We start from the raw sequence: 14,145 nt of genomic DNA, 5'->3' as shown, positions 1-14,145 counted from the left end.
AACCGTTATGAAATCATTGTCCCAGCCTGCGCCATCAGGGCAGCAGGTGCTCACCGCGCCAGAGATCGGCCAACTGCTCACGCTCGCGGATCAGGTGTGCTTCGGCACCATCCACCAGCACTTCGGCTGCGCGCGGACGGGTGTTGTAGTTGGATGACATGGTAAAGCCGTAGGCTCCGGCCGAACGCACTGCCAGCAGGGAGCCCTCGGCAATGGCCAAGGTGCGCTCCTTGCCGAGGAAGTCGCCGGTCTCGCACACCGGGCCCACCACGTCATAGATCGCGGGAGCATGGCCGGCACGGCTATCCACCTCGATGATGTTCATCCAGGCGCCGTAGAGCGAGGGGCGCAGCATGTCGTTCATGCCGGCATCGATCAGCGCGAAGTTGCGGGTCTCGCCCGGCTTCAGGTACTCGACCCGGGTCAGCAGCACACCGGCATTGGCGACGATGGCGCGGCCCGGCTCGAACAGCAGGGTCAGATCCCGGCCCGCCAGCTTCTGCTTGAGCGCTTCGGCATACTCGGTCGGATGGGGTGGCTGCTCGGAACCGTAGTTGACCCCCAGACCGCCGCCCACATCCAGATGGTGGATATGAATCCCTTCCGCCGCCAGACCGTCGATCAGCCGCAGCAACTTGTCAGCCGCTTCCATAAAGGGATTTAATTCAGTGAGTTGCGAGCCGATATGGCAATCCACCCCGACGATCTCGATGTTCGCCATCGCGGCCGCCTTGCGATAGATGGCTGGCGCCAGCTCGATGGGGATGCCGAACTTGTTCTGTTTGAGGCCAGTGGAAATATAGGGGTGAGTACCGGCATCGATATCCGGATTGACCCGCACCGAGACGCGAGCCTTCTTGCCCATGCTGCCCGCCACCCGATTGAGGCGCTCCAGCTCGGCTTCCGACTCCAGATTGAAGCAGAGGATCTCTTTATCCAGCGCAAGGCGCATCTCCGCTTCACTCTTGGCAACACCGGAGAAGACCACCTTGGCCGGATCACCGCCCGCCGCCAGTACCCGCGACAGCTCGCCACCAGAGACGATGTCAAACCCCGAGCCCAGACGAGCCAGCAGGTTGAGCAGCGCCAGGTTGGAGTTGGCTTTCACCGCATAGCAGATCAGATGGGGAATATCGCCAGCGGCCTTGTCGAAGGCGTGCCAGTGGCGCTCGAGGGTCGCACGGGAGTAGACGTAAAGCGGGGTACCGTACTGCTCGGCAAGCTGTTGCAGCGAGGTTTGCTCGGCCTGAAGCTGGCCGTCGGCGTCGTAGTTAAAGTGATCCAAGGGGGCGGTTCCTTCCTAGAATGGGTGCGGCATTAGTGCGGCGCGGCCTCGGTGGCAGCCTCAGTGGTCGCAGGCGGTGCTGCTTGCGGTGTACTCTGGCTCTGTGGCTGCTCGGGGGGCGGCATATAGAGCGGCCCCTTCAGACCGCACGCGGCCAACCCGAGGGACAGAAGAGTGGCAAGCAGACACTTGGTGAACTGAGTGATCATAATGGTTCGCTGCGAAAAAATTTTTGGCCCTCTATAATCGCACTCACATTGTTAAAAGCAACAGGATAAACCGATGAAGGATCACGAGTATCACGCCCTGACCGACGCCTTTTTCCAATATGTGGAAGACACGCTCGACGAGGGGTATCCGGATATCGACTGCGAACGCAACGGCGGCGTATTGACCCTCTCTTTCGAGAACAAGACCAAGGTCATCATCAACAAGCAGGAGCCACTGCACCAGATTTGGGTCGCCACCCGCGAGAACGGCTTCCACTTCGAACTGCAGGGTGACACCTGGATCGACAACCGCTTCGGCCACGAGCTCAAGGCGCTGCTGAGCCAATCCTGCACCGCCCAGGCGGGCGAAGAGGTGGTGTTCCCATGATCGACCTGCACCCGCAGGGCGCCCGTCATGCGGTGATCTGGCTACACGGGCTGGGTGATTCCGGCGCCGGTCTCGCCCCGCTGGTGAACGCACTGGATCTGCCCGCCGAGCTACCGGTACGTCACCTGCTGCCGGATGCCCCCGAGCGCCCCATCACTATCAACATGGGCTACAAGATGCGCGGTTGGTACGACATCAAGAGCTTCGAGGACCCCGCCGAGCGGGCAGTGGAGTCCCATGTCCGTGAATCCGCCGACCAGATTGCCGCATTGCTCGATCAGCTGGTGGCCGACGGGTTTGCCCCCGAGCGCATCGTACTGGCGGGCTTCTCTCAGGGCGGGGTGATTGCCTCCTTCACCGCGCTGCGCTATCAGACAACGCTGGCGGGCCTGCTCTGCATGTCCACCTATCTGGCCGCCCCCGACAAATTGCTCGGCGAGATGAGCGAGGCCGCTCGCTCCCTGCCCATCTGCTACATGCACGGCATCTATGACGATGTGGTGAGCCTGTCGCTCGGTTGGGATGCCAAAAACCGGCTGGAAAGCGCCGGACTCGCCCCCGAGTGGCACGAGTACCCGATGCGTCACGAGATCTGCCGCCCGCAGCTGGGCGACATTCGCAGCTGGCTGCTGGCCCGCCTCGGCGCCTGAGCAACCGCAAAAGCAAACGGCCTGCATCTGCAGGCCGTTTTTATGGCGACTTACCCTCGCGGGTCACCCGACATCACGAGTGGGTGACACCTGCTCACGCGGAGCTCCCTGGCTGCGATAGGGGATCACTGCCAGCTCGCTCCCCTGCTGCACTATCTCGTAGTACTGGGGCAGGTTGAAGTTGATGAACTGACCATCATCGCTGAACCGCTCGTGGTTGGAGGTGTAGAAGCGGTTGACCCCCGCCACCAGCTCATCCTTGTTGCCGGCAAAGTGCTGGTAGATCTCCACCCGGTTCGCCTCATCGAGGATATAGATGTTGGTGCCCGCATCCCGGGTATCGAAGAAGAACTGCACCAACCCTTCGCTGGCGTAGGCATCGACGATGCTCGGCAGATGCTGGCTGTGGGTCTTGTCGAGCCGCAGCGGCAGGTGATCCAGCTTGTTGTGGGAGATGTGACGGTAAAAATCGATGGCGTTCTCCAGCTTCTTCACCGACACCCCGCGCCGCTCGAAGAAGATGCCGTACTTCTCGCGGCCAAGGGCCATGGTCTTGACCAGCTGCTGCTTGTCGCGGGCAAGGCGCAGATCGATACACTCCGCCACCAGCTTCTGGAAACGGGTGCGCACCAGAGATCGGAAGTGCTGGCTATAGCAGAACACCTCGATCATCTCGGGGGCGGCGGCATCCTGATGCATCTTGCCGAGGATGGTGGTGAGGGCATCGACCACAGCTTCATCCCCCTGGAAGTGCAGAGTACGGATCTCGCTCCAGGAGTTGCGATAGACCAGATCCACCGAACCCACCAGACACTCCTGATTGCGACCGAACGAGAAGACATCCACGGTATTGGCGTCAAATTCGATCACCTGACCGACCCAGTGGCTGGTCGGGTCCATCTCTAGGTTGAGGAAGATGGAGAGCTGACGGATCTCGCACGGCCGACTGAGCGCCAGGTTGGTGGCGAGCGGGTACTTCTCGGGGAAGCAGCCGGAGAGATCGCGGCAGAACTGGTGCAGATTGTCGATGTGCAGATCCGAGCCCTGATTGAACAGGTGCACCCGCGACTGGGGGGTCAGCAGATCGTTGAAGTAGGCCCAGGAGACCAGCTTGCTGATGTAGCCGTTGAACTCCAGCGGCGCGCGGCCAATGATGTCCACCGGCTCCAGCGAATGTTTGTAGAGATACCAGCCGGCGCGGTTGAGGCGACCATGCGGCACCTGCACGAAGCTGAGATCCGGCTCGCTGAGATCCGGCGCGATCTTGAGGTTGATGCGCTGCACCTTGCCCGGCAGGCTCTCGAACGCGGCGTAGAGTTTGCGCGACAGAATGCCGATATCTTCCGGGTTGATCGACTCGCTGATGTTGTTGCGGCGGGCGAACTGGATCAGGTTGCGGTAGCTCTGCATCAGGGCTTCCAGCAGCTCGGCGTGAGCGATCTTCACCTCTTCGATCTTCCACTCATGGCGATGATCGAGTTGATAAAGTTTGTCCTGACTCCAGCCCCAGTAGGAGACCAGCTGGCTCATCTGCTCGCGGCGCCACTCGGGGGAGTGATCATCCTTGGGATGGCTGAGACCGTCGCACACCTTGAGGTAGAAGCAGCGGCGCACCAGATCGAGCCGCGCCATGTCGCCGATGGACTTGAGGTAGTTGGTCACCTTGTCCAGCATCAGACAGTAGTTGTCGAGCCGGTAGTGCATCCCCTCGTTGTGCTGGAACCAGTCGCGGCTGATCATCGACAGCAGGCGGGTGTTGGGATACTCGTGGGAGTAGGCTTCCATCAGCACCGACTTGAGCACCGCCTTGTAGGGGGAGTCGATCCCCTTGTAGAGCTGCCACAGGGCGGAGCCGAAATACTCTTCGGCCGGAATACGGTCAAAACTGCCCAGATCGAGCCAGTCATCCTGCTTGAGCTTGCCGCTCTCGAACAGCTCGTTCACATACTCATCGTAGTGATCATCACACTCGGTGGGCACCAGATACCAGATCAAGCGTTTGCCCGCGATACGCATGGCGCTGCGGTAGAACTCGTCAAGCAGCAGCAGGTGCTGGGCGCTGCCACAGCTCTCTCCCTGCATCTCGGCATCGTTGGTCTGGCGGAACTTGTCTTCGGGGATCAGGAAGAAGTTGAGGTCGACCCCGCGCTGCTCCGCCCACTTGGAGAGCAACCGGCACTTCTGCTCCAGCAGGGCGAGCCGCTCCTGCGACAAGCCAGCCACGTGGCAAACCCAGATATCGAGATCGGAGTGACAGCACTGGCCGATGGAGGAGGTGCTGCCCATGGAGTAGAGCCCCTGAATGGCTCGATCATGGGTTGCCAGGCCGCTCTGACAGTTGGCGTTGCGACAGAGGTCATCGATAAAGGCTTGCTGCTCGGCGCTGGCGCTGAAGCTCCAGATGCCATGAGGAACATCACCGGAGACATAACCGGGGAGCAGGGGGTGATTGAAGTGCAGCATGACGGGCAGCAGTTGGAATACCTGCTGCCCGTAGCGACTCATGAGACCTAACGCCCGTTGCGTCTTGAGACGGGTAATGTCGTCATAACGCGCAACCAGCGTATCGATGTGTTCCTGCAATGCCCTGCCTATCACCTAAGTGAAAATGACGCACCAAAAGAGGGATACGTCAAAAAAGTGTGATCATGTTAACAATGCAAACAGCGGTGGTAAACAAGCCTTCAGCTAAACGTCAGATTATTTCTGGTATGACCACATCAAGTATCAGGGGAAATCATTAAATTCCAATGCATTCAATGAATTAATCAAGGCCGCTTGCTTAATGAAAATCATTTTCAGCATGCATTTTTGAGCTTGGCCCCGCTTTTGCCGGCTCCGCCATGAAAGCCCGGGCAAAGGGTGGTAATATCGATTTCCTTCTAAAAATGAAACAACTGATTGATATGGCAGCCCGAACCCTGAAAATTGCCACTCGCAAGAGCCCTCTGGCCCTGTGGCAGGCCAACTTTGTCAAAGACCGGCTCGAAGCCCTGCACCCGCAGTTGCAGGTCGAACTGGTGCCCATGAGCACTCAGGGTGACAAGATCCTCGATACCCCGCTGGCCAAGGTCGGTGGCAAGGGGTTGTTCGTCAAGGAGCTGGAGACCGCCATGCTGGAAGGGCGGGCCGATATCGCCGTTCACTCCATGAAAGACGTGCCGGTGGAGTTCCCCGAGGGACTTGGTCTGCACACTATCTGCGAGCGGGAAGATCCCCGCGACGCCTTCGTTTCCAACCGTTTCAAGGCTATTGCCGAACTGCCGCAAGGGGCCGTGGTCGGCACCTCCAGCCTGCGCCGCCAGTGCCAGTTGCGCGCGGCGCGCCCGGATTTGGTGATCCGCGACCTACGTGGCAACGTCAACACCCGCCTCGCCAAGCTGGATGCCGGTGAGTACGACGCCATCATCCTCGCCGCCGCCGGTCTGAAACGACTGGAGATGGCGCACCGCATCACCGCCTTTATCGAGCCGGAGCAGAGCCTGCCCGCCAACGGTCAGGGTGCCGTCGGTATCGAATGTCGCCTCGACGATGTTGAGCTTCACGCCCTGCTGGCGCCGCTGGAGCACGCCGAGACCCGCGCCCGGGTGCTGACCGAACGCGCCATGAATCGCGCCCTGCAAGGGGGATGTCAGGTGCCTATCGGTGCCTACGCACTGGTCGAAGGCGAGCAGATCTGGCTGCGCGGTCTGGTGGGTAGCCCGGATGGCAGCCAGGTAATCCGTGACGAGATCCGCGGCCCGCTGGCCGATGGTGAGGCCCTCGGCGAGCAACTGGCCCAGCGCCTGCTGGCCGCCGGTGCCGACGAGATCCTCGCCGAGGTCTACCGCGCATGACCCCGCTGGTGGTGCGTCCGGCCGCCCAGGCCGCCGAACTGGTGCAGTTGTTGCGCCAGCACGGCCATGCACCACTCTGCTGCCCGCTGCTGGAAACCGTGGCGGGCAGCGAACTCCCTCTCCTGCCCGACCTGCTGCGCAGTGCCGACGTGGTTATCGCCGTCAGCATCCATGCCGTTCATTTTGCACACGATTTTCTGTTGCAAACTGGTCAGACCTGGCCACATATTGAGTACTTTGCGGTGGGTCAGGCCAGCACAGATGCGTTTGCAGCCATCGGCATCACGGCGAGCTGCCCGGATGACCCGCGCAGCGAAGGGCTGCTGGCCCTGCCCGCCCTGCAGCAGGTAGCAGGCAAACGGGTACTGATCCTGCGCGGCAATGGCGGGCGGGATCTCATCGCCAGCACACTGGCCTCACGCGGTGCTCTGGTGCACTATTGTGCGGCCTATGAACGCCACTACCCCGAGCTGGACGGGGAGACATTGACCCGCCACTGGCAGGCAGCGGGGCTGGACAGCCTGCTCATTACCAGTGGTGAACTGCTGCAACGGCTGCTGGAGCTGGTTCCCGACCACCAGCGGCCCTGGCTTTTTGACCGCCTGCTGGTGGTCCCCAGCCCGCGCGTGGCCGAGATGGCCCACTCCGCGGGCTTTATCCATATCACGATTGCCCAAGGTGCATCCAACCAGGCCCTGACGGCCGCACTGGAACTGAGGAAGATGGAATGACAGAACAACAAGAATCCCAGGTAAAACCCCAGCCGACCGCTGCGGTCAATGGCAGCAAGAGCCGCTCCGGTGCCGTACTGGGAGGGGTCGCCATCCTGCTGGCCCTTGGCCTGACCGGCGGTCTCTATCTGCACGGTCACAAGAATGCCGTGGCCCAGCAAGCCGAACTGGCCCAGCTCAAGCAGCAGCTGGCGAGCGCCCTGAGCAAGATCGACCAGACCAGCAGCAAGGATGCCGAGCAGCTGGCCGCGCTGGATCAAACCCAGCAGCGGCTGCAAGGGGAGATGCAGGGTCTGCAGAACCGGGTACTGGACCTGAATGACAAGCGCCCCAACGACTGGATGCTGGCCGAATCCGAGTATCTGGTACGGATGGCGGGCCGCAAGCTGTGGCTGGAGCATGACCTCGTCTCCGCCATCACCCTGCTCGGCAATGCCGACGAGCGGATCGCCGCTCTCAACGACCCCAGCCTGATGCCGATCCGCAAGGCGCTGGCCGAGGATATCGCCAAGCTCAAGGGGATGCCGCGCATCGACCGCGAGGGGCTGACCCTCAAGCTGGCGGCGCTGTCCGACCAGATCGAGCTGCTGCCCCTCTCCACCGTCAGCATGCCGGAAGCCAAGACCGAGCCGGATCAAGCGGTCAGCACCAATCCCGACGAGTGGGAGAGCAACCTGAAGAAAAACTGGGTCAAGTTCACCGAGAACTTCGTCACCATCCGTCGCCGCGATGGCGCGGTCGAGGCGCTGCTCTCGCCGCAGCAGGAGATCTTCCTGCGTGAAAACCTCAAAACCAAGCTGTTGCAGGCCCAGCTCTCCGTCTATCGCGAGCAGCAGGCGCTCTACGAAGACAGCCTGGACAAGGCCCAGCGCTGGCTGACCCAATATTTCGACACCGACAACAGCGCCACCCGCTACATGCAGGGCGAGATCGACAAGCTCAAGGGTGAGCAGATCCAGATCGACTATCCGGCCCAGTTCAAGACCCAGGCCATGCTGGAGCAGGTGCTGACCGAACGCCTGCAACGCATTCTGGCCAGTAGCTGAGGAGGGCACCATGATCCGTATAATCATTCTGGTCGCCGTGATGGTCGCAGGGCTGATCTTTGGCCCGCAAGCCTCCGGCAACAAGGGCTATGTGCTGATTGCCCTTGGCAATTACACCATCGAATCCTCCGTCACCAGCGCGGTGATCCTGGCCGTGCTTTTCTACGGCGCCCTGCTGATCGTCGAGTGGCTGCTGGGCCGGGTATTCGGCCTGCGCCGCAAGACCCTCGGCTGGTACGGCTCGCGCCGCCGCCGCAAGGCCAATCAACAGACCGTCGCCGCCACCCTGGCGATGGCCGAAGGGCACTACAGTCAGGCTGAAAAGCTGATGATCAAGGGGGCCAGCAACAGCGACACCCCGCTGCTCAACTACCTGAGCGCCGCCAAGGCGGCACAGGCCCGTGGTGACGACGCACGCCGGGATCAATACCTGCAAAAAGCGCAGGAGGAGAATCCCAAGGCCGAGCTGGCGCTCACCCTGACCCAGACCCAGCTGCAGATCGAGCAGGGCCAGTACGACACGGCGCTGGCGATGCTGGAGTCGGTCTACGCCCTCAACCCGCGCCACCCCATGGTGCTGGATCAGCTGCGCCAGGTGCATCTGGCCCGTCAGGACTGGAGCGCTCTGTGCGACCTGATCCCGGCACTGCACAAGGTAGGCAAGCTGACCCCGAAACAGGAAGAAGAGCTGCTGCAACAGGCCTGGTCTGGTCGCCTGCAACAGGCTGCCAGCAGCCTCGAAACCCTCAAGGCGGTGTGGCAGGATCTGCCGCGCAAGCTGCGCCTTGAGCCAGAGCTGCTGGCCTGCTACGGCGATCTGCTGCGCCAGCTGGGCGCCGACGGCGAGGCCGCCACCCTGTGGCAGGAGGCGCTGCGCAAACAGCCGATGCCGCAGCTGCTGGCTCGCCTACCCAAGCTGAAACTCGACAGCTATCAGCCGCTGCTGGCGCTGTTGCAAAAGCAGCAGGGGCAACCGGAGGTGGACACCGCACTGGCCCAGCTCTATCTGCTGGCCGGTCAGCTGGACGATGCCCAGAAGCTGCTGGAGCAGGAGGTGGAGCGGGCGCCGAGCGCCGCCGCCTATCACGCCCTCGGCCAGCTGATGGACAAGCGCCGCCTCACCAACAAGGCCAACGAATACTATCGTCAGGCACTGGAGCTGGCGGGGATCTGATCCCCAGCGAAAAGATAAAAAAAGAGGCCGCATGATGCGGCCTCTTTTTTTATTTCTTCAACCTGCCCTCGTCAGGTGGTGAGCCGCTCCAGCTCGCCGATCAGCCAGATGGCCTCGGCACGGTGGCTGCCGCACACATCCATCATGGGGCGAAAACCGCCACACACCGCCGGCCGCTCCGGTTGACCGAAGATCTTGCAGCCAAGGGCGCTATCGAGCTGGATACAGGGGACGCCAGCCGGTTTGCCATCTGGCATACCGGGAATGGCACTGCTGATACTGGGGGCGATGCAACAGGCAGCGCAGCCACTACGACACTCCATAGACTCCACTCCTTTGGGACGGTCTGAACCACCATAGCCGAAGCGGCGGCACAAACGTAGCTGGCGCACAACAAAAAGCCCGACCGCACGGGCGATCGGGCTTCAGACACAGCCGGGTTAGCGAGCCATCATCACAGGATAATGTCGCGTACCACGCTGTCTTTGCGCTCCAGGTAATGGATCGACTTGATACGACGAATGGTGCGGGATTTACCACGGATCAACAGAGTCTCGGTGGTCGCCATCACGCCATCGCTGGTGATGCCATCCAGCAGATCACCCTTGGTGATGCCGGTGGCGGAGAAGATGACGTTGTCATTCTTCGCCATGTCTTCCAGCTTGAGCACCTTGTTGACATCGATGCCCAGCGCTTCGCAGCGGGCAATTTCCTGCTCGCCCAGCGCACGCACTTCCGGGCTGTCGCCCTTGACGCGGTGACGCGGCACCAAACGGGCCTGCATGTCGCCATCCAGCGCGCGGATCACCGCAGCGGAGATCACCCCTTCCGGTGCGCCGCCGATGCCATACAGCATGTCGACTTCGCTGTCCGGCAGACAGGTGAGGATGGAGGCGGCAACGTCACCATCAGGAATGGCGAACACCCGCACGCCCAGACCCTGCATCTCCTTGATTGCCTTGTCATGACGCGGCTTGGCCAGGGTAATCACGGTCAGACGGGAGAGCGGCTTGCCCAGCGCCTTGGCCACGGACTTCAGGTTCAGCTCGAGAGCCTGATCCAGGTCGATGGCGCCTTTGGCCTTGGGCCCGACGATCAGCTTTTCCATGTACATGTCAGGCGCTTTCAGGAAAGAACCCTTGTCGCCCACCGCCAGCACGGCCAGCGCGTTGGCCTGACCCATGGCGGTCATGCGGGTACCCTCGATGGGATCGACCGCGATATCCACCGCGTCGCCGTGTCCGGTACCGACCTTCTCGCCGATATAGAGCATCGGCGCTTCATCAATTTCACCTTCGCCGATCACAATCTCACCATCGATCTCGATCTGGTTGAGAATGTGGCGCATGGCCGCTACGGCCGCCCCATCAGCGATATTCTTGTCACCACGTCCGAGCCACTTGTAGCCAGCCAGTGCAGCCGCTTCCGTCACTCGGGAAAACTCGATTGCCAGTTCACGTCTCATCGCATATCCAACCTATGGAGCTCGAAAACGGGCGGCATTCTACCACAAGGGCAAACCTTTGCGCACAAAAGTAGCCGCTGCGAGCAAGAATGTAGCCAATTCATCCAATTGCAACCCAATTGCCATCGACTCTTCATCCAACTGTCACCCCGCTGTCATCCCCGCTGCCTAGCATGACCCCGTTTTCAAAACAAAAGCTTGCAACACCACAAGGGATTAAGATGAAAAAGCTGACTGTAGTGGCACTGGCTCTCACCGCAGCCTTCCAGGCTCAAGCCGTTGAAGTGTACAAAAATGACACCTCCATGCTGGATCTCTATGGCCGTATCTACGCTGGCCACTTCTTTGGTGACAAGAAGGAACTGGATGCCAGCGGCAAACCGAAAAGCGAATACAGCGACAAGCAGGGTGCCAACCAGTTTGTCCGTTTCGGCGCCAAGGCCGAGACCCAGATCCAGAGCGGCCTGAAGGCTCTGGCTCAGTACGAAGTACAGATGTATATCAATGACAGCGAGAAGACCATCAGCGAGAACTCCGACAACCTGCGCACCCGTCTGGCGTTCGCCGGTGTCGGCGCTGGGGGCACCGTGACCTTCGGTCGCCAGAAAGGGGCCCCGGGTTTTCTGGCCGACTGGACTGATGTTTCCCTCTCCGACGGCTACGGCAACGAAGCGCTGGGCGCCAAGACCGACACCTTCGCCACCAACCGCGCCGGTTCCGTGCTGAAATACTCCGGCCTGTTCAATGGCTTCCAGCTCGACACCAGCTACAAGTTCGACGGTGGTGACACCGAAGAGACCACCAGCAAGGATAGCGACGCCGCCTACGGTGCTGCCGTGGCCTATACCTTCCCGTTCAACCTGTCACTGGGTACCGCCTACAACGTCGGTATCCGCGACAAGAGCGGTGAAGAAGATGCCAAGCTGTGGCTGATCTCCGCCAAGTTCGACAACAAGGCCGCCTACGCCGCCCTGAGCTATGCCGATGGCAGCGACTTCCTGGCGACCGGCACTGATCACACCGGTTGGGAAGCCGCGCTGGGCTACAATTTCGAGAACGGCTTCGGTCTGATGGCCCTGTGGAACAAACAGGAGCAGGACAAGGCTGGCATCAAGAAAGACAACGTGGATTACTACACCCTGGGTGCCCAGTACAAATTCAACAAGAACCTGCGGGTGATTGGCGAGTACCGCATCAACAATCTGGACAGCAAGGAGAGCGGCAAGCTCAACGTCAAGGATGACTTCCAGCTGGCTGCCCGCTACGACTTCTAATCGAGGTTTTGCGGATCCCCAAAGCGCGATGGCTTGCCATCGCGCTTTTTGCTGGGCGTCGCTCACGATCGGAGAAAGTGGCCTAGGCTCAACAGTAGATGTATCGCCGGAGAGATGATCATGGTCAGGCTGCTTTTCGTCCTGCTGTTGCTGCTGGCTCTTCCCGCTCACGCCCTCTCTATCGCCATGGTGCTGTGGCGCGGTGAAACCGCAGCCGAAGCGGGCTTTCGGGCAGAGCTGACCCGTCTTGGCTATCAGGCCACCATCACCACCTATAACGCCGATCAGGATCGTACGGCGCTGGCAACCATGCTGCGCCAGCAGATGCTGCCGAAACTGGCCGAATACGACTACATCTACACCTTTGGCACCACCGCCACCACCATGACCAAGAGTCTGGTGGCCAACCGCAAGCCACTGATCTTCAACGTGGTATCCGATCCGGTCGGGGCAGACATCCTCTCGGAAGACAAAGCCCAGAACAGCATGGTGGCCGGGGTAAGCAACATGGTGCCGATGGCACTGCAACTGGCCAACGCCAGCGAGCATCTGGCCACCGGAAAACGGCTGCTGCTACCCTTCAACCCCCGTGAGCAGAACACCCTGCTGGTGGCTGATATGCTGCTCAATGAAGCGAAACGCTATCAGTGGCAGATGGTCACCTGGCGAATGGCCCCTGACCCACGGCGGCTGGACAACGAACTGAAGCGGCTGCAACAGGATGCCAAAAACGACATCGTCTTTCTGGCCGCAGACAGCTATCTGCTCTCCATCGCCCCCCGCCTGCTGAATGCGCTCAACGAAGCTGCCATCCCTACCATCTGCAGTGCCGAGCTGTTCGTCGAACACGGCTGCAGCGTTGGCACCATCAGCAGCTACGAGGCGCTGGGCAAGATGGCCGCCGGGATCATCCATCGCCATCAGCAGGGAACAGAGTTGCAGGATATTCCGCTGCAGACCGACCCCCATCCCAAACTGGTGCTGGGGCAGCTGGGTAACGCCACCACGCAGGAGGCGAGCCCCGCAAAGCCGAAGCCTTGATAAAGATCTCGGCCAATCAGGCTCCGGGCGGGTATGCTGTTGACCCCCATCGCCCGAGAGCCCTTTCCCATGAGCACCACCGTCTTTTTTGCCGTTCTTCTGGCAGCCCTGCTTCACGCCAGCTGGAATGCGCTGGTCAAAATTGGCGAAGAGCGGTTGGTGGGGGTGTCACTGGTGGCGATCTTCTCAGGGCTTATCGCCGCTGTGGCGCTGCTGCCAATGGGGCTTCCCTCTGCTGCCGAGCTGCCCTGGCTCGGCCTCTCAGTCCTGCTCCATATCGGTTACTGCCTGTTTCTCAGCCATGCCTACAATCAGGGCGATTTTGGCCAGATCTATCCGCTGGCCCGTGGCAGTGCCCCACTGCTCGCCATGGCGTTAAGTGCCCTGCTGCTGGGGGACTACCCCGGTTACGGCGGCATCATCGGCGCCTGCGTGCTGATCATGGGGGTCTTGCTGATGGCCTGGCGAGGCGGGCAGCAGCGCCTTGACAGCAAAGCGGTTCGAGCAGCACTGATAACGGCCATGTTCACGGCGACCTATACCCTCTCGGATGGAGCCGGCGCCCGCGCAGGGGGTGAACCGGTACGCTACACCCTCTGGCTCTTTGCCTGTACCGGGCTGGCGATGCTGCTGGTGTTGCTCGTCCACCAAAAGCGCAACGCATGGCGCCAGATCCGCCAATATGCACTGGTTGGCGCCACCGGAGGTGCCATGTCACTGCTCGCCTACGGGATTGTTATCTGGGCCATGACCCAAGCCCCCATTGGCGTGGTTGCGGCTCTGCGCGAAAGCAGTGTGCTGTTTGCCATGCTGCTCTCGGTCTGGCTGCTGAAAGAGCCGCTCGGGCGCATGCGGCTGACGGCGGCGGCCATTATCACTGGCGGCGTGCTGCTGACCCGGCTGGGAGGATAAGCGCTGTCGCCATTGGTGCGTATTTATTAGGCAGGATGGCGTAATTCACTCCGCCAAATATGCCGAATACCAATAATGGAAATAAGTGTCGGCCCGGGCGTAAATGTTTACATCCGCAACGTATCAATTAACTG

The 14,145-nt window shown here is 60.9% G+C and carries 14 protein-coding genes; 9 read left to right on the top strand and 5 right to left on the bottom strand.

Features of this window, described 5'->3' with window-relative positions:
* Positions 1–34 precede the first annotated feature (34 nt).
* Both lysA and lptM read right to left on the bottom strand, forming a co-directional pair.
* Complete coding sequence (gene lysA / locus ACTG2W_RS14710; RefSeq protein ID WP_088868282.1) at positions 35–1,285, bottom strand: diaminopimelate decarboxylase; 1,251 nt, start codon at positions 1,283–1,285, stop codon at positions 35–37.
* Positions 1,286–1,317: 32 nt separating this feature from the next.
* Entirely contained in the window at positions 1,318–1,494 is a 177-nt protein-coding gene (gene lptM, locus ACTG2W_RS14705) for an LPS translocon maturation chaperone LptM (protein WP_019444858.1), read from the bottom strand.
* Between the two features lie 73 nt (positions 1,495–1,567).
* On the opposite strand from lptM, the gene cyaY reads away from it, so the two are divergent.
* Together cyaY and ACTG2W_RS14695 are read left to right on the top strand one after the other, a co-directional pair.
* Positions 1,568–1,882, top strand: a complete 315-nt coding sequence (gene cyaY / locus ACTG2W_RS14700; protein WP_069554181.1) for an iron donor protein CyaY — start codon at positions 1,568–1,570, stop codon at positions 1,880–1,882.
* Positions 1,879–2,532, top strand: coding sequence for an alpha/beta hydrolase (locus tag ACTG2W_RS14695; RefSeq protein ID WP_128834407.1), 654 nt, complete (start codon positions 1,879–1,881; stop codon positions 2,530–2,532). Before cyaY ends, ACTG2W_RS14695 begins: the two co-directional genes overlap by 4 nt.
* 63 nt (positions 2,533–2,595) lie before the next feature.
* On the opposite strand, the gene ACTG2W_RS14690 is transcribed toward ACTG2W_RS14695, so the two are convergent.
* Positions 2,596–5,115 (bottom strand): class I adenylate cyclase, encoded by a 2,520-nt coding sequence (locus ACTG2W_RS14690; RefSeq protein WP_421308545.1) that lies wholly within the window; start codon positions 5,113–5,115, stop codon positions 2,596–2,598.
* A 323-nt stretch (positions 5,116–5,438) separates the two neighbouring features.
* Between ACTG2W_RS14690 and hemC the strand changes: the two genes are divergently transcribed.
* From hemC to ACTG2W_RS14670, 4 genes are read left to right on the top strand one after another with little or no spacing between them, the layout of a single operon-like run.
* Entirely contained in the window at positions 5,439–6,368 is a 930-nt protein-coding gene (hemC, locus tag ACTG2W_RS14685; RefSeq protein WP_139740585.1) for a hydroxymethylbilane synthase, read from the top strand.
* Positions 6,365–7,099 (top strand): uroporphyrinogen-III synthase, encoded by a 735-nt coding sequence (locus tag ACTG2W_RS14680; protein ID WP_106843458.1) that lies wholly within the window; start codon positions 6,365–6,367, stop codon positions 7,097–7,099. The genes hemC and ACTG2W_RS14680 overlap by 4 nt, the downstream gene beginning before the upstream one ends.
* Entirely contained in the window at positions 7,096–8,145 is a 1,050-nt protein-coding gene (locus tag ACTG2W_RS14675) for a uroporphyrinogen-III C-methyltransferase (RefSeq protein WP_106843457.1), read from the top strand. Before ACTG2W_RS14680 ends, ACTG2W_RS14675 begins: the two co-directional genes overlap by 4 nt.
* A gap of 10 nt (positions 8,146–8,155) precedes the next feature.
* Entirely contained in the window at positions 8,156–9,319 is a 1,164-nt protein-coding gene (locus tag ACTG2W_RS14670; RefSeq protein ID WP_106843456.1) for a heme biosynthesis HemY N-terminal domain-containing protein, read from the top strand.
* 71 nt (positions 9,320–9,390) lie between these two features.
* Here the strand turns inward: ACTG2W_RS14670 and ACTG2W_RS14665 are convergent, their stop codons facing one another.
* Together ACTG2W_RS14665 and glpX are read right to left on the bottom strand one after the other, a co-directional pair.
* The gene (locus tag ACTG2W_RS14665) at positions 9,391–9,642 is read right to left on the bottom strand and encodes a YkgJ family cysteine cluster protein (protein ID WP_005336384.1); all 252 of its coding nucleotides are present in this window, start codon (positions 9,640–9,642) and stop codon (positions 9,391–9,393) included.
* A 131-nt stretch (positions 9,643–9,773) separates the two neighbouring features.
* On the bottom strand, positions 9,774–10,784 hold the full coding sequence (glpX, locus tag ACTG2W_RS14660; RefSeq protein ID WP_005336386.1) for a class II fructose-bisphosphatase: 1,011 nt from the start codon (positions 10,782–10,784) through the stop codon (positions 9,774–9,776).
* A 221-nt stretch (positions 10,785–11,005) separates the two neighbouring features.
* Between glpX and ACTG2W_RS14655 the strand changes: the two genes are divergently transcribed.
* From ACTG2W_RS14655 to ACTG2W_RS14645, 3 genes are all read left to right on the top strand, one after another.
* On the top strand, positions 11,006–12,058 hold the full coding sequence (locus ACTG2W_RS14655) for a porin (RefSeq protein ID WP_440016317.1): 1,053 nt from the start codon (positions 11,006–11,008) through the stop codon (positions 12,056–12,058).
* 120 nt (positions 12,059–12,178) lie between these two features.
* Entirely contained in the window at positions 12,179–13,099 is a 921-nt protein-coding gene (locus ACTG2W_RS14650; protein WP_106843555.1) for an ABC transporter substrate-binding protein, read from the top strand.
* A 33-nt stretch (positions 13,100–13,132) separates the two neighbouring features.
* Positions 13,133–14,011, top strand: coding sequence for a DMT family transporter (locus ACTG2W_RS14645; RefSeq protein WP_019444869.1), 879 nt, complete (start codon positions 13,133–13,135; stop codon positions 14,009–14,011).
* Positions 14,012–14,145: the final 134 nt, after the last annotated feature.

This window comes from Aeromonas sp. 96A, from assembly GCF_051919165.1.
Lineage (GTDB): Bacteria > Pseudomonadota > Gammaproteobacteria > Enterobacterales > Aeromonadaceae > Aeromonas > Aeromonas veronii.
The sequence above is the reverse complement of the archived record's forward strand: the minus strand, read 5'-3'. Positions and strand labels throughout refer to the sequence as shown.

Excerpts from the sequence above, each read along its gene's own strand:
- ACTG2W_RS14655 (WP_440016317.1), top strand. The coding sequence starts at position 11,006 with ATGAAAAAGCTGACTGTAGTGGCACTGGCTCTCACCGCAGCCTTCCAG.
- ACTG2W_RS14670 (WP_106843456.1), top strand. The coding sequence starts at position 8,156 with ATGATCCGTATAATCATTCTGGTCGCCGTGATGGTCGCAGGGCTGATC.
- glpX (WP_005336386.1), bottom strand. The coding sequence starts at position 10,784 with ATGAGACGTGAACTGGCAATCGAGTTTTCCCGAGTGACGGAAGCGGCT.
- ACTG2W_RS14675 (WP_106843457.1), top strand. The coding sequence starts at position 7,096 with ATGACAGAACAACAAGAATCCCAGGTAAAACCCCAGCCGACCGCTGCG.
- ACTG2W_RS14650 (WP_106843555.1), top strand. The coding sequence starts at position 12,179 with ATGGTCAGGCTGCTTTTCGTCCTGCTGTTGCTGCTGGCTCTTCCCGCT.
- hemC (WP_139740585.1), top strand. The coding sequence starts at position 5,439 with ATGGCAGCCCGAACCCTGAAAATTGCCACTCGCAAGAGCCCTCTGGCC.
- cyaY (WP_069554181.1), top strand. The coding sequence starts at position 1,568 with ATGAAGGATCACGAGTATCACGCCCTGACCGACGCCTTTTTCCAATAT.
- ACTG2W_RS14645 (WP_019444869.1), top strand. The coding sequence starts at position 13,133 with ATGCTGTTGACCCCCATCGCCCGAGAGCCCTTTCCCATGAGCACCACC.
- lptM (WP_019444858.1), bottom strand. The coding sequence starts at position 1,494 with ATGATCACTCAGTTCACCAAGTGTCTGCTTGCCACTCTTCTGTCCCTC.
- ACTG2W_RS14680 (WP_106843458.1), top strand. The coding sequence starts at position 6,365 with ATGACCCCGCTGGTGGTGCGTCCGGCCGCCCAGGCCGCCGAACTGGTG.
- ACTG2W_RS14665 (WP_005336384.1), bottom strand. The coding sequence starts at position 9,642 with ATGGAGTGTCGTAGTGGCTGCGCTGCCTGTTGCATCGCCCCCAGTATC.
- ACTG2W_RS14695 (WP_128834407.1), top strand. The coding sequence starts at position 1,879 with ATGATCGACCTGCACCCGCAGGGCGCCCGTCATGCGGTGATCTGGCTA.